This is a genomic window from Spirillospora sp. CA-128828 (assembly GCF_050945415.1).
Taxonomy (GTDB): domain Bacteria; phylum Actinomycetota; class Actinomycetes; order Streptosporangiales; family Streptosporangiaceae; genus Spirillospora.
The window spans coordinates 5,134,859-5,156,088 of the sequence record NZ_CP191986.1 but is presented as its reverse complement, the minus strand read 5'-3'; the positions used below and the strand labels follow the sequence as shown (position 1 = coordinate 5,156,088).

At 73.0% G+C, this 21,230-nt stretch carries 22 protein-coding genes, 1 pseudogene and 1 riboswitch; of the genes and pseudogenes, 14 read left to right on the top strand and 9 right to left on the bottom strand.

Annotation, left to right across the window (positions count from 1 at the left end; all coding sequences use genetic code 11):
* The first annotated feature begins 105 nt into the window (after positions 1–105).
* The 9 genes and pseudogenes from gap to glyA all read left to right on the top strand — a co-directional run bounded on the left by gap (position 106) and on the right by glyA (position 8,544).
* Complete coding sequence (gene gap, locus ACQPXG_RS25300) at positions 106–1,110, top strand: type I glyceraldehyde-3-phosphate dehydrogenase (protein ID WP_433461597.1); 1,005 nt, start codon at positions 106–108, stop codon at positions 1,108–1,110.
* Positions 1,111–1,200: 90 nt separating this feature from the next.
* Positions 1,201–2,388, top strand: a complete 1,188-nt coding sequence (locus tag ACQPXG_RS25295) for a phosphoglycerate kinase (RefSeq protein ID WP_433461596.1) — start codon at positions 1,201–1,203, stop codon at positions 2,386–2,388.
* Positions 2,389–2,391: 3 nt separating this feature from the next.
* Positions 2,392–3,201, top strand: coding sequence for a triose-phosphate isomerase (gene tpiA, locus ACQPXG_RS25290; RefSeq protein ID WP_433461595.1), 810 nt, complete (start codon positions 2,392–2,394; stop codon positions 3,199–3,201).
* A gap of 136 nt (positions 3,202–3,337) precedes the next feature.
* On the top strand, positions 3,338–3,580 hold the full coding sequence (gene secG / locus ACQPXG_RS25285) for a preprotein translocase subunit SecG (RefSeq protein ID WP_433461594.1): 243 nt from the start codon (positions 3,338–3,340) through the stop codon (positions 3,578–3,580).
* A gap of 81 nt (positions 3,581–3,661) precedes the next feature.
* The gene (locus ACQPXG_RS25280) at positions 3,662–4,033 is read left to right on the top strand and encodes an RNA polymerase-binding protein RbpA (RefSeq protein ID WP_433461593.1); all 372 of its coding nucleotides are present in this window, start codon (positions 3,662–3,664) and stop codon (positions 4,031–4,033) included.
* 372 nt (positions 4,034–4,405) lie between these two features.
* Positions 4,406–5,530, top strand: coding sequence for an MFS transporter (locus ACQPXG_RS25275; protein WP_433461592.1), 1,125 nt, complete (start codon positions 4,406–4,408; stop codon positions 5,528–5,530).
* A 96-nt stretch (positions 5,531–5,626) separates the two neighbouring features.
* Positions 5,627–6,118 (top strand): Lrp/AsnC family transcriptional regulator, encoded by a 492-nt coding sequence (locus ACQPXG_RS25270; RefSeq protein ID WP_433461591.1) that lies wholly within the window; start codon positions 5,627–5,629, stop codon positions 6,116–6,118.
* Positions 6,119–6,227: 109 nt separating this feature from the next.
* Positions 6,228–7,028 (top strand): annotated as a pseudogene (locus ACQPXG_RS25265) (DMT family transporter); the annotation flags it as partial.
* 104 nt (positions 7,029–7,132) lie between these two features.
* A riboswitch (ZMP/ZTP riboswitch) is annotated at positions 7,133–7,219 on the top strand.
* Between the two features lie 53 nt (positions 7,220–7,272).
* On the top strand, positions 7,273–8,544 hold the full coding sequence (gene glyA, locus ACQPXG_RS25260) for a serine hydroxymethyltransferase (RefSeq protein WP_433461590.1): 1,272 nt from the start codon (positions 7,273–7,275) through the stop codon (positions 8,542–8,544).
* Here glyA and ACQPXG_RS25255 read toward each other — a convergent pair.
* On the bottom strand, positions 8,511–9,332 hold the full coding sequence (locus ACQPXG_RS25255; RefSeq protein ID WP_433461589.1) for a class I SAM-dependent methyltransferase: 822 nt from the start codon (positions 9,330–9,332) through the stop codon (positions 8,511–8,513). The genes glyA and ACQPXG_RS25255 overlap by 34 nt on opposite strands.
* Positions 9,333–9,485: 153 nt before the next feature.
* Between ACQPXG_RS25255 and ACQPXG_RS25250 the strand changes: the two genes are divergently transcribed.
* The 3 genes from ACQPXG_RS25250 to ACQPXG_RS25240 are packed head-to-tail and all read left to right on the top strand — an operon-like array spanning position 9,486 to position 12,224.
* On the top strand, positions 9,486–10,157 hold the full coding sequence (locus tag ACQPXG_RS25250; RefSeq protein ID WP_433461588.1) for a carboxymuconolactone decarboxylase family protein: 672 nt from the start codon (positions 9,486–9,488) through the stop codon (positions 10,155–10,157).
* Positions 10,150–10,737, top strand: coding sequence for a GNAT family N-acetyltransferase (locus ACQPXG_RS25245; RefSeq protein ID WP_433461587.1), 588 nt, complete (start codon positions 10,150–10,152; stop codon positions 10,735–10,737). The genes ACQPXG_RS25250 and ACQPXG_RS25245 overlap by 8 nt, the downstream gene beginning before the upstream one ends.
* A gap of 50 nt (positions 10,738–10,787) precedes the next feature.
* Positions 10,788–12,224 (top strand): NAD(P)/FAD-dependent oxidoreductase, encoded by a 1,437-nt coding sequence (locus tag ACQPXG_RS25240; RefSeq protein WP_433461586.1) that lies wholly within the window; start codon positions 10,788–10,790, stop codon positions 12,222–12,224.
* Here ACQPXG_RS25240 and ACQPXG_RS25235 read toward each other — a convergent pair.
* The 3 genes from ACQPXG_RS25235 to ACQPXG_RS25225 are packed head-to-tail and all read right to left on the bottom strand — an operon-like array spanning position 12,211 to position 14,334.
* Positions 12,211–12,978 carry an isocitrate lyase/PEP mutase family protein gene (locus tag ACQPXG_RS25235; RefSeq protein ID WP_433461585.1) on the bottom strand — a complete coding sequence of 256 codons (768 nt, stop codon included), beginning with the start codon at positions 12,976–12,978 and terminating at the stop codon, positions 12,211–12,213. The two genes, ACQPXG_RS25240 and ACQPXG_RS25235, sit on opposite strands and share 14 nt — an antisense overlap.
* The gene (locus tag ACQPXG_RS25230) at positions 12,975–13,829 is read right to left on the bottom strand and encodes a cytochrome P450 (RefSeq protein WP_433461584.1); all 855 of its coding nucleotides are present in this window, start codon (positions 13,827–13,829) and stop codon (positions 12,975–12,977) included. The genes ACQPXG_RS25235 and ACQPXG_RS25230 overlap by 4 nt, the downstream gene beginning before the upstream one ends.
* A gap of 10 nt (positions 13,830–13,839) precedes the next feature.
* Complete coding sequence (locus tag ACQPXG_RS25225) at positions 13,840–14,334, bottom strand: MarR family winged helix-turn-helix transcriptional regulator (RefSeq protein ID WP_433461583.1); 495 nt, start codon at positions 14,332–14,334, stop codon at positions 13,840–13,842.
* 94 nt (positions 14,335–14,428) lie between these two features.
* On the opposite strand from ACQPXG_RS25225, the gene ACQPXG_RS25220 reads away from it, so the two are divergent.
* Positions 14,429–15,526 carry an amidohydrolase family protein gene (locus tag ACQPXG_RS25220; protein WP_433461582.1) on the top strand — a complete coding sequence of 366 codons (1,098 nt, stop codon included), beginning with the start codon at positions 14,429–14,431 and terminating at the stop codon, positions 15,524–15,526.
* Here the strand turns inward: ACQPXG_RS25220 and ACQPXG_RS25215 are convergent.
* Positions 15,516–16,247, bottom strand: coding sequence for an aspartate/glutamate racemase family protein (locus ACQPXG_RS25215; protein WP_433461581.1), 732 nt, complete (start codon positions 16,245–16,247; stop codon positions 15,516–15,518). The genes ACQPXG_RS25220 and ACQPXG_RS25215 overlap by 11 nt on opposite strands.
* A gap of 98 nt (positions 16,248–16,345) precedes the next feature.
* On the opposite strand from ACQPXG_RS25215, the gene ACQPXG_RS25210 reads away from it, so the two are divergent.
* Complete coding sequence (locus ACQPXG_RS25210) at positions 16,346–16,891, top strand: helix-turn-helix domain-containing protein (protein WP_433461580.1); 546 nt, start codon at positions 16,346–16,348, stop codon at positions 16,889–16,891.
* Here ACQPXG_RS25210 and ACQPXG_RS25205 read toward each other — a convergent pair.
* From ACQPXG_RS25205 to ACQPXG_RS25190, 4 genes are read right to left on the bottom strand one after another with little or no spacing between them, the layout of a single operon-like run.
* Positions 16,888–18,288, bottom strand: coding sequence for an MmgE/PrpD family protein (locus ACQPXG_RS25205; RefSeq protein ID WP_433461579.1), 1,401 nt, complete (start codon positions 18,286–18,288; stop codon positions 16,888–16,890). The genes ACQPXG_RS25210 and ACQPXG_RS25205 overlap by 4 nt on opposite strands.
* The gene (locus tag ACQPXG_RS25200; protein WP_433461578.1) at positions 18,285–19,097 is read right to left on the bottom strand and encodes a cyclase family protein; all 813 of its coding nucleotides are present in this window, start codon (positions 19,095–19,097) and stop codon (positions 18,285–18,287) included. The genes ACQPXG_RS25205 and ACQPXG_RS25200 overlap by 4 nt, the downstream gene beginning before the upstream one ends.
* Positions 19,094–19,963 (bottom strand): HpcH/HpaI aldolase/citrate lyase family protein, encoded by an 870-nt coding sequence (locus ACQPXG_RS25195; RefSeq protein WP_433461577.1) that lies wholly within the window; start codon positions 19,961–19,963, stop codon positions 19,094–19,096. The genes ACQPXG_RS25200 and ACQPXG_RS25195 overlap by 4 nt, the downstream gene beginning before the upstream one ends.
* Positions 19,960–21,147 carry a CaiB/BaiF CoA transferase family protein gene (locus tag ACQPXG_RS25190; RefSeq protein WP_433461576.1) on the bottom strand — a complete coding sequence of 396 codons (1,188 nt, stop codon included), beginning with the start codon at positions 21,145–21,147 and terminating at the stop codon, positions 19,960–19,962. Before ACQPXG_RS25190 ends, ACQPXG_RS25195 begins: the two co-directional genes overlap by 4 nt.
* Positions 21,148–21,230: the final 83 nt, after the last annotated feature.

Here is a 21,230-nt window from a genome sequence, read left to right as displayed (position 1 = left end):
CGCGGGTCATTGGATAGGGTCAGGGGCGGGGGAGAAACCCCGGATGGACCGTAGTTAACAGTCCGGCCGGCGCCGGGCGATACGACGTACGAGGAGAGCCGTTCCGTGACCATCCGAGTAGGCATCAACGGGTTCGGCCGGATCGGCCGCAACTTCTACCGCGCGGTGAAGGCGTCCGGGGCCGACATCGAGGTCGTGGCGGTCAACGACCTGACCGACAACACCACGCTCGCCCAGCTGCTCAAGTACGACAGCATTCTCGGCCGTTTCCCCGAGGACGTGCGCGCGACCTCCGACGAGATCGTCGTGGGCGGCAAGGCGATCAAGGCGTTCGAGGAGCGTGACCCCGCCAACCTCAAGTGGAGCGATGTCGGCGCCGACGTCGTCGTGGAGTCCACCGGCTTCTTCACCGACGCCACCAAGGCCAAGGTGCACGCCGACAACGGCGCCAAGAAGGTGATCATCTCCGCGCCGGCCAAGAACGAGGACCTCACCGTCGTCCTCGGCGTCAACGAGGACAAGTACGACCCGGCGAACCACACGGTGATCTCCAACGCGTCCTGCACCACCAACTGCCTGGCCCCGCTGGCGAAGGTGCTGCACGACAACTTCGTCATCGAGAAGGGCCTGATGACGACGATCCACGCCTACACGCAGGACCAGAACCTCCAGGACGCGCCGCACAAGGACCTGCGCCGCGCCCGCGCCGCCGCGCTGAACGTCGTGCCGACCTCCACCGGCGCCGCCAAGGCGATCGGCCTGGTGCTGCCGGAGCTGAACGGCAAGCTGGACGGCTACGCGCTGCGCGTCCCGGTGCCGACCGGCTCGGCCACCGACCTCACCGCCACGCTGTCGCGCGAGGTGACGGCCGAGGAGGTCAACGAGGCGTTCAAGGCCGCCGCCGAGGGCCCGCTGAAGGGCTACCTCACCTACACCGAGGACCCGATCGTCTCCAGCGACATCGTCACCGACCCGGCGTCCTGCATCTTCGACTCCGGGCTGACCAAGGTCATCGGCGACCAGGTCAAGGTCGTCGGCTGGTACGACAACGAGTGGGGCTACTCCAACCGCCTCGTCGACCTCGTCAAGCTCGTCGGCTCGCAGCTGTAACCGAAAACCGTCACCGCCGTGGCCGTGCGCCGTCCGAGGACGGGGCGCGCGGCCACGGCGCGGCCGTGTACGGAAGGACACCGCATCCCGATGCGCACCATTGACGACCTCGACGTCGCCGGAAGGCGCGTACTAGTCCGCGCGGACCTGAACGTCCCGCTGGCGGACGGCGCCATCACCGACGACGGGCGGATCCGGGCCAGCCTGCCGACGATCGAGACGCTGCGGGCCCGGGGCGCCAAGGTCATCGTCTGCGCCCACCTCGGCCGCCCCAAGGGGCAGGTCAAGCCCGAGTTCTCGCTGGCCCCGGTCGCGAAGCGGCTCGGCGAGCTGCTGGGGACCGACGTGACGTTCGCGGCCGACGTCGTCGGCGACTCGGCCCGGGCCGCCGCAGAGGGCCTGGCGGACGGCGGCGTCGCGCTGCTGGAGAACCTGCGCTTCGAGCCGGGCGAGACCAGCAAGGACGACGCCGAGCGCGGCGCGCTGGCAGACCGGCTCGCCGCCCTCGCCGAGATCTACGTCGGGGACGGGTTCGGCGCCGTGCACCGCAAGCACGCGTCCGTCTACGACGTGCCGCAGCGGCTCCCGCACGCCGCCGGCGGGCTGATCGCCGCCGAGGTCGAGGTGCTGAAGAGGCTCACCGAGGACGTCGAGCGCCCCTACGCGGTCGCGCTCGGCGGGTCCAAGGTGTCCGACAAGCTCGGGGTGATCGACAACCTGCTCGGCAAGGCCGACCGCATCCTGATCGGCGGCGGCATGGTGTTCACCTTCCTCAAGGCCCAGGGCCACGAGGTCGGTCAGAGCCTGCTGGAAGAAGAGCAGCTCGACACCGTCCGCGAGTACCTGCGGCGCGCCGAGGAGTCGGGCGTGGAGTTCGTCCTGCCCGTCGACATCGTCGCGGCCGCCGCGTTCGCGGCCGACGCCGACCACGACGTGGTCGCGGCCGACTCGATCCCGTCCGACCGGCTCGGCCTCGACATCGGCCCCGAGTCGGGCAAGCTGTTCGCCACGCGTCTCGCCGACGCCAGGACGGTGTTCTGGAACGGCCCGATGGGCGTGTTCGAGATGGAGCCCTACTCGCACGGCACCCGCGCCGTCGCGCAGGGCCTCATCGACTCCGGCGCGTTCACCGTGGTCGGCGGCGGCGACTCGGCCGCGGCCGTCCGGCAGCTCGGCTTCGACGAGGCCGCCTTCTCCCACATCTCGACCGGCGGCGGCGCCAGCCTCGAATACCTCGAAGGCAAGACGCTGCCCGGCCTGCAGGCACTGGAGGACTGACCGATGGCTCCCGCGACCCCTTCCGGTAAGCAGAGCGGCCGCAAGCCGCTGATGGCCGGCAACTGGAAGATGAACAACACCCACCTTGAGGCGATCGCGCTCATCCAGAAGCTGGCGTTCGCGCTCAAGGAAGCCGACTACGACGCGGTCGACGTCGCCGTGGTCCCGCCGTTCACCGCGCTCCGCTCGGCGCAGACGCTGATCGAGGCGGACAAGTACGCGATCCAGTACGGCGCGCAGGACGTCTCCCAGCACGCCTCAGGCGCCTACACGGGCGAGATCTCCGCCGCCATGCTCGCCAAGCTCGGCTGCACCTACGCGGTCGTCGGGCACTCCGAGCGCCGCCAGTACCACGCGGAGGACGACGCGATCGTCAACGCCAAGGCCAAGGCGGCGCTTGCCGCCGACCTCACCCCGATCCTGTGCATCGGCGAGGGCCTGGAGGTCCGCAAGTCCGGCGGGCAGGTCGCGCACTGCATCGCGCAGCTCGACGGCGGGCTGGAGAAGATCCCCGCCGACCAGGTGCGGCGCACCGTCATCGCCTACGAGCCCGTCTGGGCCATCGGCACCGGCGAGGTCGCCACCCCGCAGGACGCGCAGGAGGTCTGCGCCGCGATCAGAACGCGGCTCGCCGAGCTCTACGACGGCGGAGTGGCCGACGAGACGCGTATCCTGTACGGCGGTTCGGTGAAGAGCGGCAACGTCGCCAAGCTGATGGCGCAGGAGGACGTGGACGGCGCCTTGGTCGGTGGTGCCAGCCTGGACCCGGGAGAGTTCGTCAAGATCTGCCGGTACCGGGATCTCCTCGCCTGATCAAATCTGATCAATTCTGCGTGAACTGGGGGTTCTTGCCGAACCAGCGGGCACTTCGTCGTACCCTTCGTAGCTGACGGGTAAACCGCCCGGCCGACCCTCCGTCCTGGAACTACAGACAAGGCGCTGAAGAATCGTGATCATCGCAACGTCCATCGTGCTCATCGCCTCGAGCCTCCTGATGGTGGTCCTCGTCCTGATGCACAAGGGCAAGGGCGGCGGACTGTCCGACATGTTCGGCGGGGGCGTCACGTCGTCCCTGGGCGGGTCCTCGGTGGTCGAACGCAACCTCGACCGGCTGACCATCGGCGTCGGGGTCGTCTGGTTCGCCTCGATCATCGTGCTCGGGCTGCTTTACACGCACAAGGGCGTCGGCTGAGCCGCCCGTTCAACACATGCGAGCGCCGCGCCGTCCTCGGAGGTCACGGGCGGCGGCGGAACACCAAGCGAGGAGTAATCCGTGGGTAGTGGCAACGCGATCCGGGGCAGCCGTGTCGGGGCCGGTCCGATGGGAGAGGCGGAACGCGGCGACGCCGCGCCCCGCGTCTGGGTGACCTTCTACTGCGCCAACCGGCACGAGACCCGCCCCAGCTTCGCGACGGACGTCGCGGTTCCCGACACGTGGGACTGCCCGCGCTGCGGGTTCCCTGCCGGTCAGGACTCGGAGAACCCCCCGGCCCCGCCGAAGACGGAGCCTTACAAGACGCACCTCGCGTACGTGAAGGAGCGGCGCAGCGACGAGGACGGCGAGGCGATCCTCGAGGAGGCGCTCGCCAAGCTCCGCAAGAAGCGCGCCGCCGTCAAGCAGGCCATGGAGGCCGCGGCCCGCTGACACCATCGGCATCGACGTGGCCCGGTCCCCGATCGAGGGGGCCGGGCCACGGCCTGTTCAGGGGTCGCCCGATGTGGTCTCCGACCAGGCGTGATATCGGTTCGCGTATTGAGTTGCGAGCAATATCCATATTGGACGTCGCCAGGGCGTATCTGGTCTGCTGGGCGCGATCGACGCCCGCGCCGAAAGCAGGTACGACCGCATGTCCTCGGAACGCTCCGTTCCGTCTTCACGGGATCCGCTGGTGGGCGCGGTCGCGCCGCCGCCGGCGGGGTGCACGTCGCCTCCGATTTCGGCCGGGCTCCGCCTGTGATCGTCGCCGCTCCAGCACCCGCCGAAGCGCCGCCGGCCGCGGACCCGTCCGATCGCCGGGTGATCGTGACGGTGGTCGCGATCCAGTCCATCGCCTGTATCGGGTTCTTCTCCGTGATGGCGCATCTGGTCGCGCACCTCCGGCACGACCTCGGCCTGCTCGCCGGCACGGTCGGGCTGATCCTCGGCGTGCGGGTCGGCCTGCAGTTCGCGCTCCTGCTGCCGGTGGGGACGCTCACCGACATGATCGGCCCGCGGCTCACCGGGGCGCTCTCGTGCGCCGTGCGCGCCGTGGGGTTCGGCCTGCTCGGGGTCGCCGACGGCGTGGGGGCGCTGCTCGGCGCGGCCGTGCTCGTCGCCGTGGGAGGCGCGCTCTACAACCCCGCGGTCCACACGATCCTGGCCGGCGTCGAGCCCGCCCGCCGGTCCGGCGGCTTCGCCGCCTACGTGACCACCCAGCACCTCGCGACGGTCACGGGCCCGCCCGCGGGGCTCGTCCTGCTCTCCTTCGGGCCGGGGTTCGCGCTCATCGCCGGGACGGCCGCGGCCCTGTGGGCGGTCGCCGGCGTCCTGTTCCTCCTCCTGCCGCGGCGCCGGACGCGGCCGGTGCAGGCGGGCCTCCGCGACGTCCTCAGGGGCGTGCGGGCGGTGCTCGGCGACCGCGCGTTCCTGCTGTTCGCGCTGATGACCGCGCCCACGACGCTGCTGGCGAACAACATCATGACCGCCGTGCCGCTGCTCGGCTTCGGGTCCGGTGCGGCGACCCTCAGCTTCTGCCTGCTGGCCGCCGTCGCCGCGGCCGTGCAGCCCTTCGTGGCCGCGCGGCACCGGGGCGAGCGCCCGTGGGTGCTGCGCCTCGGCCTGCTCTGCTCGGCGGCGGCCTTCTGCGTCCTCGCCGCGCTGGACGGCACGCAGTCCTGCCCGCTGATGGTCGCCGCGGTCCTGAACGGGGTGGCGAACGGCCTGGTCCAGCCGTCGATCTTCCAGCGCGCCGCCCGGCACGCCCCGCCGGAGCGCTTCGGCTCGTATTACGGCGTCCTGGCGTTCTGCGCCGGCATGTTCGCCTTCGCGGGGGACCTGGTGATCGGCAGGCTGTTCGATCTCGGTCCGGCCGGCGCGGCGGGGGCGCTGATCGGGGTCGGCGCGTTCGCGTTCGCCGCCGCGATCGGCACCCGGGGCCCGTGAGGCGGTCCGCGTCGAATAATCTTCGGGGGACGGGACGTCCGGGCGCGTTTCCCGCGCGGGAGTTCGGCGTCCGGGAAGGACTTCGGGAGGACGCACATGGACGCGGTCGACCAGGCGATCCTGCGGCGCCTGCAGCGCGACGGGCGGCAGACCAACCGGGAGCTGGCCGAGGCGGTGGGAATCGCCCCGTCCACGGCCCTGGAACGGACGCGGGCGCTGCGTTCCCGGGGCGTCATCACCGGATTCCACGCGACCGTCGACCTGGAGCGGCTGGGGCGCGGCGTCCAGGCCCTGATCTCGATCAGGATCCGCCCGCAGTCGCGCGAGGCCATCGAGTCGGCCCGCGACAGCATGGCCTCGATGCCCGAGACGATCGGGGTCTTCGTCGTGACCGGCAACGAGGACCTGCTGGTCCACGTGGCCGTGTCGAGCACCGCCTACCTCCGCGATTTCGTGCTCGACCGGCTGGCCCGCCGCAAGGAGTACGTCGACGTCCGCACCATCGTCGTCTACGACTACGTCCAGCCGGTGGAACAGTCCGAACTTCCCTCGGCCGGGCGACTTGAAAGCCGAACGCCGTACAGCTGACCCGTGATTTCGAGCCGCGGAACCGAATGATCGACGGGCAGGGCCCCTGCACCCGAACGAACGACGGCTGTCTGAGTGCAGAACCGCATGTTCTCCTAGCGTCGGTGCCATGGACCGACGAAACAGTTCATACGGTGCATTGATGGTGCTGGCCGCGGGTGTGCTCTGGGGGACGGTCGGGCCGGCCCAGGTGCTCGCCGCCTCGTCCGCGAGCCCGGTGGCGGTCGGCGGCGCCCGGATCTTCTCCGGCGGGCTGATCCTCGCCGCGCTGGTGCTCGCGACGAACCGGCGTGCGTTCCGCGCGCTGACGCGGCGCGCCTGGCCGCCCCTCGCCGCGGCCTCGGCCGCCACGGGCACGTTCCAGGCGGCGTTCTTCAGCGCGGTCGACCGGACGGGCGCCGCCGTCGCGACCGCGGTCGTGTTCGGGCTCGCGCCGGTCTCCACCGGCCTCTGCGAACGCCTCGTGCTGGGCACCCGGCTCAGCCGCCGCTGGTGGGCGGGGACGGCCTGCGCGGTCGGCGGCGTCGCGCTGCTGATGGTCCCGGGCTCGGCGGTCCACGTCGACCCGGCCGGGATCGCGCTGAGCCTCGTCGCCGGGACGTGCTTCGGCGTCTACACGGTCTCCGCCAAGGTCCTGACCGGCCGGGACGTGGGCATGGCCGCCGCGGTGTCGGTGACCCTGCTGGTCGGCGGGGCGGCCCTGCTGCCCTGGACGCTGGGCGAGCTGCCCGCCCTGGCCGCGCCCCGGTCGGCGGCGCTGGTGGCCTGGCTGGGGATCGCCGCGACCGCCGCCGCGTACATGTTCTTCGTGACCGGGCTCGGCCGCGTGACGGCCGCGACCGCCGGCACGCTCAGCCTCGCCGAGCCGCTCGTCGCCACCGGGCTCGCCATCGCCGTCCTCGGGGAGCGCATGTCCGTACAGGTCGCCGCCGGGTCGCTCCTCCTTCTCGGCGGCCTGTTCGTCGTCTCGGTTCCGGCGCGGGCGCCGCGCGGACGGGAGGCGGCTCGGTATGATGGCGGCCACGCGACTGGCGCAGTCAAGGTGGAGATGACCACCGGGGAGCGAAAGTAGTCCGCACACCGCGCGCCTGGGTGTACGGGTCCCCATCGCCGGGGCGCCCGAAGCCCCGGCGCGAGCAGCGCGGAGGCTTGTGATGCACGAACCGGCCGTACCCCATCTGCAGGGCCAGGACCCCGAGATCGCGGGGCTGGTGGAGGCCGAGGCCCGCCGCCAGTACGAGAAGATCCGGCTGATCGCGTCGGAGAACTACGTGTCGGCGGCGGTGCTGGAGGCCGCCGGCACAGTCCTGACCAACAAATACTCCGAGGGCTACGCGGGCAAGCGGTACTACGAGGGCCAGCAGAACGTCGACCCGATCGAACTGCTCGCCATCGACAGGGCGAAAGAGGTGTTCGGCGTCGAGCACGCCAACGTCCAGCCCTACTCCGGTTCGCCCGCGAACCTCGCCGTCTACATGGCGTTCCTGGAGCCCGGCGACCCGGTGATGGGCCTGTCTCTGCCGATGGGCGGGCACCTCACGCACGGCTGGTCGGTCTCGGCCACCGGCAAGTGGTTCCGTCCCGTCCGGTACGACGTGCGCGCCGACACCGGCCGCGTCGACATGGACCAGGTGCGCGACCTCGCCCTCAAGGAGCGGCCGAAGCTCATCTGGTGCGGCGGCACCGCCATCCCGCGGACGATCGACTTCCCGGCCTTCGCCGAGATCGCCCGCGAGGCGGGGGCGGTGCTCGCCGCCGACATCGCGCACATCGCCGGCCTGGTCGCGGGCGGCGCGCACCCCTCGCCGGCCGGGCACGCGGACGTGATCTCCACGACCACGCACAAGACGCTGCGCGGCCCGCGCGGCGCGATGGTCATGTCCACGGCGGAGCACGCGAAGGCGATCGACAAGGCCGTGTTCCCCGGCCTGCAGGGCGGCCCGCACAACCACACCACCGCCGCGATCGCCGTCGCGCTGAAGGAGGCGGCGCGGCCGGACTTCGCGGTGTACGCGCGGCAGGTCGTCGCGAACGCCAAGGTCCTGGCCGCCGCGCTCATGGACCGCGGTTACGACCTGATCTCCGGCGGCACCGACAACCACCTGATCCTGATCGACCTGACGAACAAGGGCGTCGCGGGCAAGCCCGCCGCGCAGGCCCTCGACCGCGCCGGGATCGAGCTGAACTACAACGCGGTCCCGTTCGACCCGCGCAAGCCGTTCGACCCGTCCGGGCTGCGGCTCGGCACCGCCGCCATCACCACCCGGGGTGTCGGCGAGGAGCGGATGCCGCAGGTCGCGGCCTGGATCGACGAGGTCGTGCAGGCCACCGCCAAGCAGGACGAGACCGTCGTCGACCGCGTCGCCGGGCAGGTCCGAGAACTCCTCGCGTCCTACCCGATGCCCGGCTGGACGTCCGGGTCCTGACGGGCGGCGTCCAGGCGGAGCAGCGTGATCATGCGCCAGGCTTCCGGGTCGGTGAGGGCCACCGTGCTCTCGCCGGCCCCGAAGTCGCCGTACTGCGCCACCACGGCCAGGCCGCCGGCCAGCCGGATCGCGGCGTCCAGCTCGGTGGCGCTCCAGAACCGGTAGGGGACGACGTCCTGGATGGTCCGCGTCGCCCCGTCTCCGGTGATGGTCATCGTGACATGGTCGTCGGCGATCTGGGTGACCGGGTCCAGACGGTCGGTCGGCTCGCCCCAGCGCACGCTCGCCCGGACGCCGTTCCGCTCGACCGTCCAGCCCGTGCTGACGCTCGGGTCGCCGCCCAGCCGGTCGCGCGGGTGCGACATCTCCACGATGTAGAGGCCGCCGGGGGCCAGGTGCGCGGCGACGCGGCGCAGATGCGCGACGAACGCGTCCAGTGTCATGAGGTGGGACGTGGAGTCCAGCATGGTCACGACGAGGTCGAACCGGCGGCCCAGATCGAACCGGGTCATGTCGCCTCGGACGACCTCCAGCTCGACGCCGCCGCGATCGGCTTCGCGGGCGGCGTGGGCGCACATCTCCGGGTTCAGGTCGAGCGCCGTCGTGGCGACGCCCCGGCGGGCGAACTCGCGGGCGTGTTCGGCCGGGCCGGCGGCCAGTTCCAGCACCGTCGCGGGCCGCGCGCCGCGCTCGGCGCACCAGCCGAGGAGCACGTCCACCTCGGCGGGCACGTCGCGGAACGAGCACGCCAGCTCGTACGCCCAGGGGTCGTCATAGATGCCGCTCACCCGGCCATCCTGCCAGCGCCCGCGGCCCGGCGGGACGGCCGGGGATCAGGGGCGCCGGGCGTGTGACGCGACCGCTACGTCATCGTGTGCCAGGGGTTTCACATTCCGGACGGGGGGTTGAGCCGCCCGCGCCGACCGCCTAGCGTGCGGTGAGTGATCGACCCCGTGAGCGGTGAGCACGTCAACGATCGACCCCGGCCCGCGCAGGCCCCGGCGCGACTGCCGCTGCTGCTCCCCGGTTCGCTGAGCGACGAGCAGCGCGCCGTCTACGAGGCCGTGATGGGCACGCGCCGCACCCCCGGCCAAGCCCCGCCGTTCGGCCTCGTCGACGACATCGGACGCCTCCAGGGCCCCTTCAACGCCATGCTGTACAGCCCGTCCGTGGGACTGCCCCTCCAGGACCTCGGCGCCGCGGTGCGCTTCCGCACCGGGTTCACCAAGCGCGAGCGTGAGATCGCGACGCTGGTCGTGGCCGCGCACGTCCGGTCCGACTACGAGTGGTACGCGCACGAGCGCATCGGGCGGCGCCACGGGCTCGGCGAGGACGAGATGGAGGCGCTGCGCGAGGGACGCGCCCCGATGCTCGCCGACGTCCGCGAACGCGTCGTGTACGAGGCGGCCCGGCAGCTCGCCGCCGAGGGCGACCTCGCCGACGCCGTGTTCACCGAGGCGGTGGCGACGCTCGGCCGTACCGCCGTCGTCGAGCTGGTCACCCTCGTCGGCTACTACAAGGCGCTCGCGCTACAGCTCCGCGTGTTCCGGGTCGGCGTCCCGGACGGTGAGAGCTCGCCCGACTGGCCCCCCGCGGGGGATGAGGATGAGTGAGGTGCTGCGCACGGTGCGGCTCGTCCTGCACCCGGTGTCGATGCGCGACCACCGTGCCCTGCTGACGCACTGGACGGGGCCGCTCGTCCGGCGCCACCTCTTCGACGACCGGGTGGTCACTCCCGTTCAGGTCAGCGAGATCATCGAGGCCAGCGAGCGGGACTTCGCGACCGAGGGCTACGGGCTGTGGGCGCTGCGGCCCGCCCCCTGGTCCACCGGGATCGACGCCCCCGTGCCGGGCGACCCGCTCGTCGGGGTGGCCGGGCTCAGCCATCACGAGGGGCCGCTCGGCCACGGTGTGGACGTCGAGATCCTCTACAGCCTGGAGCCCGACCACTGGGGGCACGGGCTGGCCGCCGAGGCGTCCCGCGCGGTGCTCGACTACGCGTTCGGGGTGGTCGGAGTGCATCGGATCACCGCCGAGATCGACATGGCCAACGCGGTGTCGGCGGAGATCGCCCTGCAGCTCGGGATGCGCCGGTGGCGGGACGGCGCCGCCGGTCCCGACGGCGCCGCCTACTATGCGGCCGACCGCTCGCGCTGGATCGGATCCCGTCGAATCGTCGATGCTGTTCCATAGAATCCGTCGTCAATAGTTACTTTCGATGTGGAATACAGCAGTATGAGCGCATGAGCTCCTCCTCGGGCCGGGCGCCGCTCGCTCCCGGTTTCGTCAACGGCGGCGTGTCCTTCTGGTACCGGGCGGCCGGGCGTCCCGCCCCCGGGCCCGGCCTGCCGGGCCCGCGCAGCGCCGACGTGTGCGTCGTCGGCGCCGGCTACACCGGCCTCTGGACGGCCTACTACCTCAAGCGCGCCCGTCCCGACATGCGGATCGTCGTGCTGGAACGCGAGTTCGCGGGGTTCGGCGCGTCCGGCCGCAACGGCGGCTGGGTGCTGGGGGACATCGCCGGGTCCCGGGAGCGCTACGCGGCCCGGGACGGCCGCGCCGCGGCGATCGCGTTGCAGCGCGCCATGTTCGCGGCGGTGGACGAGGTCGTCCGCGTCGCCGCCGACGAGCGCGTCGACGCCGGCCTCGTCAAGGGCGGCGTCCTGCACGTCGCCCGCAACGCCGCCCAGCGCGCCCGCCTTGCCGCCATGGTCGGCGAGGCCCGCGAGTGGGGCTGGACGGACGACGACCTCGTCCCGCTGCCCGCCGCCGAACGGGACGACCGGCTGCGCGTCGAGGGGGCGACCGGCGCCGCGTGGAGCCCGCACTGCGCCCGTGTCCAGCCCGCCGCGCTCGTCCGCGGACTCGCCTCGGTGGTCCGGCGCCTCGGCGTGGAGATCTACGAGGGGACGCCGGTCGTCCGGATCGTCCCGCGCCGGGCCGGCGGCCCGGCCGCCGCCGTCACCCCGCGCGGAACCGTCACCGCCGACCACGTGCTGAGGGCCACCGAGGGGTTCACCGCCGCGCTCCCCGGCCACCACCGCGACTGGCTCCCGATGAACAGCTCGATGATCGTCACGACGCCGCTGCCCGCGCGGACCTGGAAGGCGATCGGGTGGGAGCGCCGGGAGCTGCTCGGCGACATGGCGCACTACTACATGTACGCGCAGCGCACCGCCGACGACCGCATCGCCTTCGGCGGCCGCGGCCGCCCCTACCGGTACGGGTCCCGCATCGACGACGGCGGCCGGACCGAGCCGGCCACGATCGACGCGCTCTGGACGATGCTGACCGCGATGTTCCCCGCCGTCGCCGACGAGGGTCGGATCGACCACGCCTGGTCGGGCGTCCTCGGCGTGCCCCGCGACTGGTGCGCGACGGTCGTCCTCGACCGGGCCACCGGGCTCGGCCACGCCGGCGGCTACACCGGTCACGGCGTCGCCACCGCCAACCTCGCCGGCCGCACCCTCCGCGACCTCGTGCTGCGGGACGACACCGAACTGACCGCGCTGCCCTGGGTGGACCGCCGCGTCCGCCGCTGGGAACCCGAACCGCTGCGCTGGCTCGGCGTCCACGCGATGTACGCCCTCTACCGCGCGGCCGACGCCCGCGAGTCGTCCGCGGGGTCAGGCCGTACGTCTTCCCTGGCCCGCATCGCCGATCGGATCACCGGTCACTGACGAGCCGCTGCACGTCGCCGTACGTGGGCGCGGGGCGCTCCCCGCCGTCGCCGGTGACGGCCAGGGCCGCGACGACCGTGGCCTGCAACGCCTTGCGGAACAGCAGCGACCCGGTGCTCACCCGGTGCACGCCCAGCCGTGCGAGCCGCGCGTACTCGGTCCTGCCCGGCAGGTACAGGACGTTCAGCGGCAGCTCCGCGGCCTCCAGGACGGCGCGGATGTCGGCGTCGTCCACGATCCCCGGCACGAAGATCCCGTCGGCGCCCGCCTCCGCGAACGCGCGCGCCCGCCGCAGCGTCTCGTCCCGGTCGGGGTCGCCCAGCCAGAACGTGTCGGTGCGGGCGTTGAGGAACACCTGCGGCGCGGCCCGCTTGACGGCGGCGATGACGGTCGTCTGATGGCCGATCGGTGCGAGGGTGCCGTCGGAGCGCCCGTCCTCCAGGTTGATCCCGGCGATCCCGAACGAGGCCAGCTCGGTGACGAGCCCGGCGACGTCGGCGGCCCGGTCGGAGAACCCGCCCTCGATGTCGACGGTGACCGGCACCGGAAGCCGGGACAGCGTCCGGGCGAGGGCGAGCGTCTCCTCGCGGGTGCCGCCGGCCGCGTCCGGCTTCCCGGCCGCCGCCGCGACGCCGAGGCTCGTCGTCCCGATCGCGGGGAACCCCGCCTCGGCCAGTGCCGCGCCGCTCGCGAAGTCCCACGCGTTCGGCAGCACCAGCGGACGATCACCGTGATGCAGCTCCCTGAAGCTCATCGGGCGGCCTCCGTTCCGTGCTCGACGGCCTCGATCACACCGGCGGTCAGCTGCAGCGCGTGACCGGTGCCGGGACACGGCCGCCGGCCCGCGCCGAACGTCAGGTGTGGGCGTTCCCGCCGGCCGGGATCGAAACGGCCGGGGTCCCCGAACACGTCGGGATCCCGGTTGGCGGCCCGCAGATCCAGCGTCACAAGGGTGCCCTGAGCGATCGCGCGGCCGTTCAGGCGGGCGTCCTCGGTGGCGACACGGCGCATCGCGGGGACGGGCGGGTCGAACCGCAGCGTCTCGGCGATGACGTCCTCGACGGGCCGGCCTTGCGCCTCCGGCCGGCGGCCGTGCCGCAGTACCGCCCGCACGAGCGCGCCGGTCGCCGCGTACGCCTGCATGAGGACGGCGATCCGGCCGGCGACCACGTCGTCCGGGCCGGGCCCGAGGAGCCCGGCGAGTACGGCGACGGCCTCGTCCGACCCGTCCTGCCCTTGGCCGGTGAGGTAGCCGGATGCCGCGACGGGCACGGCCCGCGCCAGCGCGGCCGGGTCGGCGACTCCCAGTGCCTCGCCGAGGACGAGGCACGCCACCTCGCCCGGGTCGCCGCCGTCCTGCGCCAGCACGCGGGCGCGGCGGCGCAGGTGCGCGGGATCCATGGCGTCCAGTGCTTCCACCACGAGGGCGCGGCGGCGCTCGTGGTCGTTGCCCTCGCTGAACCGGCTCACCGTCCGCCGGAGCCACGCCAGCGAGCGTGGCGGTTCGTCGTCAGCGGGCGCGAGCGGCGGGACGATGAAACGCGCATCGGACAGGACGGCGACGACGTCGGCGTACCGGGTGATGACCAGCGCTGTGTTCTCCACGTCCCCGAACTTAGGGACGGCTTGTTTCACCGCCGGTCGAAATGTCGGCCGCGTGCTCGACGACCCCGGAGAGGAGCGCGACGAGCCGGTCGCGGTCGGCGGGCGTGAGCCAGCCGAACAGCCGGGCGCTCACCGCCGCCGCCGTCTCCGCGGACGCCCGCGCGTGCCGCCGTCCCTCGCCGGTCAGCTCGACCGCGTAGGCGCGGCGGTCGTGGGCGTCGCGGTTGCGCACCGCGAGACCGAGCCGCTCCAGCTCGTCCATGATCCGGACGACGGCGGACTTGTCCAGGCCGAGCAGCGCGCCGAGCCGCCGCTGGCTGGTCGGACCGAGCCGGTCGAGCGCGGCCAGTACGGCGAAGTGCCTGGTCTCGATCCCGAGCGGCCGCAGCTCATCGCTCAGCGCACCGCGCGCCCCCTGGTGGGCGGAGGCGAGCAGCATTCCCAGCGCGGCGTCATCGGTGTGCGGGTCACCGAGCGCGGTCGGCTCGGCAGGTTCGGTGTCCACCCTCCGGATTTTAGGGGTCGGCGATATAGTCTCAGACGAGACATTCTCGTATGATCCTATATGGCGCGGCTTCGATGAGGGGTTGGAGACACACATGCGCGACGAGGACGAGGACCGCAGGGCGGACGGTCCGAGCCGGCGGCGGGTGATGAGGACGGCGGCGCTGGCGACGGCCGCCGCCACCGTCACCGGGCTGGGGCCCGCGGGCACGGCCGCCGCCCGGGCGGGCGGCGGCCCGCGGACGGGGCGGATCGACACCCACCACCACGCGCTCCCGCCCGAGATGAGGCGGTGGGCCGTCGAGCACGGTCTGCTGCCGCCCGAAGGCGGGCCGAACTGGGGCCGGTGGGACCTGAACAAGACCCTCGACACCATGGACGACCTGGGCATCGCCGCGGGGGTCGCGTCGGCGCCCGCGCCGCCCGAGATCTTCCGTGACCGGAAGCTCGCCGTCTCAGGGACGCGCGTCTTCAACGAGTCGCTCGCCGGACTGGTCCAGGACCATCCCACCCGGTTCGGCTTCTTCGCCTATCTGCCGCTCCTCCATGTCGACGTGGCGATCCAGGAGGCGGCCTACGCGCTCGACGAACTCGGCGCCGACGGCGTCCTGCTGATGGCCAACGCCGGCGGGCGCTACCTGGGCGATCCCGTGTTCGAACCACTGTTCGCCGAGCTGGACCGGCGCCGCGCGGTCGTGTTCACCCATCCCGCCGGGCTGGCCGACGCGCGTCCCGTGCCCGGGGTCGAGGAGTGGATCGCCGACTTCATGCTCGACACCACCCGCACCGCCCTCAGCCTCGTCAACGCGGGAACCCTCGACCGGTACAGGCGCCTGTCGGTGATCCTCTCCCACGCGGGCGGCTTCCTGCCCTATCTGGGCGGACGGGTCGAGCACGCGGGCCGCCAAGGTGAGGGGCCGAGCCCGGAGGCGTTCCGGCGGGCGGTACGGCGGTTCTACTACGACACCGCCATGCCCGCCTCCCCGTACGCGACGCCGACCCTGCTCGCCGCGGCGGGCGCCGGGCGGCTGCTCTTCGGCACCGACTGGCCGCAGGTCGTCCGCCCCGAGGTGGACAGGACGACCGCGCTGCTCGACCGCGACCCGTCGCTGAGCCGGCGGGCGCACGCCGCCGTCAACCGGGAGAACGCACTGCGGCTACTGCCGGCGCTGGCGAGGCGGCTCAGGAAGTAGCGGCGGGGCCGCCGCGCCAGGCGGGAAGAGCGCGGCGGCCCACCGCCACGTCGAAGGCGGCGCGGGCCAGGAGACGGGTCGAGTCGAGCGTGGGCAACGGCGAGACGCCGGGTGTGACCAGGAGCGGGATCTCCGTGCACACCAGCGCGACGGCGTCGCAGCCGCGTTCTGCCAGGCGGCCGATGATCCGGACGTACTCGCGGCGCGAGTCCTCGGTGAAGACCCCGTTGACCAGCTCCTCGAAGATGATCCGGTCGACGGTCTCCCGGTCGGCGGCGTCCGGGACCTCGGCGGCGATGCCGCGCGCCTCGAACTCGCGCGGGTAGACCGGCCCGTCCATGGTGTAGCGGGTGCCGAGCACGCCGACGTGCGTCCGGCCGTCGCCGGCGGCCCGGTCCGCGACGACCTGGGCGATGTGCAGGCCGGGCAGGGCCAGGTCGCCGCCGGGACGTTCAAGGGCCATGTGCGCGGTGTTGTCCGGGCAGACGAAGAAGTCCGCGCCCGCCGCCGCGAGGCGGCGCACGCTCTCGGCCAGGACGGCCCGGATCGAGTCGTGGTCCCCGGAGTTCCACGCGGGCATGCTGCGCGCCAGCGCGATGAGGTCGAGCGTCACGTCCGGATGGTCGTCCGGGCCCAGCTCGCGGAAGCCCTCCTGGCAGAAGGTGCGGAAGCACAGCGCGGCGCCTTCCGCGCTGTGGGCGAGAATGCCGAGATGCCTCATGCTCAGTTCCTGTTCGATGCGGCGAACAATCGTCCAGTAAGATGAACATACCCGAGATTGTTCGCTGTGCTGAACATCTGGACGTCTGGAGCGAACACATGGACCTGATCGCGTCGATCGCCGCGTCGATCCGCCGGGAACGCGAGCGCGCCGGGCTGTCCCAGACCGAACTGGCCAAACGGGCCGGACTGGCCAAGTCGACGCTCTCCCAGCTGGAATCGGGCACGGGCAACCCGGGCGTCGAGACCCTCTGGGCCCTCGGCACGGCCCTGAACGTCCCCTTCAGCCGACTGGTCGACCCGCCGCGCCCCGCCGTCCGGGTGCTGCGCGCGGGGGAGGGCCCGGCGGCGCACTCGCAGCGATCCGACTACACGGCCACGCTGCTCGCGTCCTGCCCGCCGAACGCCCGGCGCGACCTCTACCGCGTGACCGCGGAGCCGGGGGAGCCGCGCCGCTCCGACCCGCACCCGCCGGGCACGACCGAGCACGTCGTCCTCAGCGCAGGCCGCGCCCTGGTCGGCCCGCTGGACGACGCGGCCGAACTGACCCCCGGCGACTACATCACTTACCCGGGCGACGAGCCCCACATCTTCGAGGCCCTGACCCCCGGTACGTCGGCGATCTTCCTCATGGAGCACATTTAGCGTCGGCCCAGCAGGGACGTCAGCCGACCCAGGTCCGCCAGGCCGGCGAGGCCGTAGGTCAGTTCGGTGATCTGCCCGGCCTGGGAGTCCGGGATCCGGCGGGCGGCGTTGAGGCGGAACTTCGTCGCCAGTTCGTCCGCCGAGAGCGGATTGCGGGGGCCGCCCCTGTTGACGTCCACCCGTTCCTCCAGCACGGCGCCGTCGCGGGTGCGGACGCGCAGGACGGCCGGGAACTGGTGCGGGAAGATCTCGTCGCAGTGGGCGTCGGGCACGCAGCGCACCTTCGCGGCCAGCGCCAGCCGGGCGGGGTCCGCGGCGGCCGCGTCGGTGAAGTCCTCGTGGAAGACCCCGAGGCCGCCGCCGCCGAGGAGGGCCGCCGCGATGGTGTAGGGGCCGGAGAACGCGGCGTGGTAGCCGGACTTGGGCCGGATCTTGTCCTCGCGCGGCTCCCCGATGGTCCGCAGCACCGGACTCGGCGCGCCCAGCTCGATCGACTCGATGCCGGCCGGGTCCAGGCCGCGGGCGCGCAGCCGCAGCGCCGCGTCGATGCCGGCATGCGTGAAGTGGTTGCACGGATACGGCTTGAAGAAGACGCCGGGAAGCTCCCAGTGCTCGCCGAGCCCCGTGGTGAGGGCGTCCAGGTCGACCCGGTCGCCGCAGAACGCCTGGAGCAGTCCGAAACGGCCTTCCAGGACGGTCGGCGGCCCGGTGATCCCGGTCCGTGCGAGCCCGGCGGCGGTGACGGCGGCATGCGCGGCCCATCCGCAGTGGATCCGCTTGACCGTGCCGCCCGTCCGGTTGGCCTCCAGGATGCCCGAGCCCATGCTCGCGGCGATGCCCATGGCGTCCGCGATCCCGGCGGAGTCCAGGCCCGAGAGCATGGCGGCGGACGCGGCCGCGCCGACCGCCCCGCAGATCGCCGTCGCGTGCTGGCCGCGCTCGAAGAACACCGAGTTGCCGAGGTCGCGGTCGTACCCGGCCATGCCGAGGCGGACGGTGATCTCGACGCCGACGCCGACCGCGTCCAGCAGGCGGGCCCCGGCCGCGCCCCGCGCCTCCGCCACGGCGAGCGCTGCGGGGACCACCGACGCCGACGGGTGCAGGACGGACGGCAGGTGCGTGTCGTCGAAGTCCAGCGAGTGGGCGAGCGTCCCGTTGAGCAGGGCGGCGCTCGGCTCGGGGAGGCGGGCGCCGGTCCCGATCGCGGTGGCCCGGCCCGACCCGCCCCACTCGGCGACGAGTTCCCCGACGGCCTGGGCGGGACGTTCTCCGGTGGCGGCCAGGCTGTTGCCCAGCACGTCGAGAACCCGCCGCGCGGCATCGGCCCGGAGTTCCGCGGGCAGTCCGCGGGAGGCGGCGGAGGCCGCCAGACCGGCGAGCCGCTGGACCGGCGTCACGCCGTCACCGCCGCGAGCGGCCGGACGGGTGAGCCGGTGCCGCCCTTGATCCGCAGCGGGGCCAGCACGAACACGAACTCGTGCAGACCGGCCTCGGCGAGGGCCTCCAGGGTGAGGTGTTCCAGGATGAAGATCCCGGACTCGACCAGCAGGATCCGGTGCACGGGCAGGACCGCGTGCCCCGCGCCCTCCGGGATCTGCTCGTAGGCCGTCGTGTCGGCGCCCGTCGCGACGACGCCCCGCTCGGCCAGCCAGCGCGCCGCCGACGGTGTCGCGCCCGGCACGCCTGTCTCCTTGCCCAGGTAGGCGGTCGTGTCGCCGAAGTTGCGCGCCCAGCCGGTGCGGATCAGCGCCACGTTGCCCTCGCCGGGCTCGGCGCCCGCGCGCTTGGCGGCTAGGTCCAGGTCCTCGGCGGTCACGCCGTAACCGGGTGGCAGTGTCGCCACGTCGTGGACGGCCGCCACGTCCAGCAGGACACCCCGCCGGAGCAGGCCAGGGAGGTTCTCCGCGCCGTGCTGGGTGAAGACGCCGCCGCGCTGCGCGTCGGCGGCCGAGATCCCGCCGTGCAGCTCCCCGTCGTGGCTCACGTGCGACAGCGCGTCGATGTGGGTGCCGACGTGGCCGCCGGTCACGATGATCTCGTTCGCCGCGGATCCGCCGTCCGGACGCTCCATGTCGCCGTGCCGCCGGATCAGCGTCATCCGGAACCCGGGATGGTTGGGGGAGCAGGGCATGCCGGTGAAGAACGGCTGGCCCAGCTCGATCAGCCGGACGCCCCCGGCCACCGCGGCGAGCAGCGGATCGGTCATGAGGTGTGGCCTTCCTTCACGTTGACGGGGGGATGGTCGGCGGCGACGTCGAGCAGCCACCTGGCGCGCTCGACGACGGCCTTGTCCACGAAGCGGCCGTTGGAGTCGATCCAGGCGGCATTGCTCCCGGCTGCGTTGTTCTCTGCCGCACCGCCGCGCTCGGCCAGCCGGCTCATCAGGTCGCGCGCCCAGGCGACGTCGTCCGGGTCGGGGGCGCACGCCTCGTGGACCACGGGGATCTGCGCGGGGTGGATCACCGAGCGGCCGAAGAACCCGGCGCGCCGTCCCGCGACGGTGTCGGCCCGCAGGCCGTCCAGGTCGCGGACGGCGGTCCACACGCTCTGCGGCGGGGACGGCAGCCCGGCGGCCCGCGCGGCCACCACGACCCGGGACCGCGGCCACGCGAGCGCGTCGCCGCCGGACACCCGCAGGTCGGCCGCCAGGTCCGCCTCGCCGAGCGAGATCCCGGCGACGAGCGGGTGCGCGGTCGCCAGGGCCAGGGCGTTCTCGACGCCGAGGGCCGACTCCAGTACGGGGAAGACCGGCACGCCGAGCGTCTCGGCGACGCGGCGCAGCTCGTCCGGGTCCTCGCACTTGGGGACTCGTACCCCGGCCGGGCCGTCCGGCACGGCCGCGAGAACGGCGATGTCGTCGGCGCCCTCCGGGGTGGCGGGCGCGTTGATCCGCACGTGGGAGGTGCGCCCGGAGGCGAGCGTTTCCAGGACGTTGCGGCGCGCCCGGTGCTTGGCGGCCGGTGCGACCGCGTCCTCCAGGTCGATGATCACCGCGTCCGCGGCGGAGGCCAGCGCCTTGCCGATCCGGTCGGGGCGGTCACCCGGCACGTAGAGCCAGGAGCGCGGCGTCACTTGATCACCCCCTTGGCGCGAAGGTCGTCCAGTCCGGCCTCGTCCACGCCGTAGCGGGCGAGGATCTCGGCGGTGTGGGCGCCGAGCGGCGGGCCGGCCGACTCGATCCGCCCCGGCGTCCGCGACAGCCGGAAGAGCACGTTCTGCATCTTCACCGGACCCAGCTCGTCGTCCGGGACGGTCGCGATGCTGCCGAGCGCCTCGAACTGGGGGTCGGTCATGACGTCGGCGGCGGTGTAGATGGGCGCGACCGCGGCCTGCGCCTCCTCGAACGCCTTGACGACCTCGTCGCGGTCGCGCGCGGCGATCCACGGTCCGACGGCCTCGTCCAGCACGTCGGCGTGCCCGGCGCGCTCCGCTCCGGTCGCGAACCACGGCTCGTCGATCAGTTCGGGCCGGCCGACCAGCCGCATGACCCGCTCGGCGATCGACTGGGCGCTCGTGGAGATCGCGACCCAGCCGCCGTCCCGGGTCCGGTAGGTGTTGCGCGGCGCGTTGTTGTGCGACCGGTTGCCCGTGCGGGCCTGGAGCTCGCCGAGCTGGTCGTAGGTGATGATCTGCGGACCGAGCAGGGTGAGGATCGGCTCGATGATGGCGAGGTCGACCACCTGCCCCTCACCGGTCGCCTCCCGCGCCCGCAGCGCCGTCATCACCGCGAAGGCGGTGGTCAGCGCGGCGATGCCGTCCGCCAGGCCGAACGGCGGCAGGGTCGGCGGGCCGTCCGGTTCCCCGGTGATGGCCGCGAACCCGCTCATCGCCTCGGCGAGCGTCCCGAACCCGGGCCGTCCGGCGTACGGGCCGGTCTGCCCGAACCCGGTGACCCGCGCGAGGACCAGCCGCGGATTGATCTTCTTCAGCTCGTCGTAGCCGAGGCCCCAGCGCTCCAGCGTCCCCGGCCGGAAGTTCTCGATCACCACGTCGGCGTCGGCGGCCAGGCGCCGGAACAGCTCCTGCCCCTCGGGCGAGCCGAGGTAGAGCGTCATCGCCTTCTTGTTCCGGCCGAGCATCTTCCACCAGAGACCCACGCCGTCGCGCTGCGCGCCATGGCTGCGCACCGGGTCGCCCCTCGGGTGCTCGATCTTGATGACGTCGGCCCCGTAGTCACCGAGCAGCGTCGCCGCGAGCGGGCCGGCGAACAGCGTGGCCGCGTCGAGGACCCGGACTCCGGACAGGGCGTCGGTCATGGACGGTACCGCCTTCTCGGGTGATCGTTCCTCTAAGAGAAACGCTTGTCGATATCTCGTCCGAATCGCTGCCGCGACCCGGA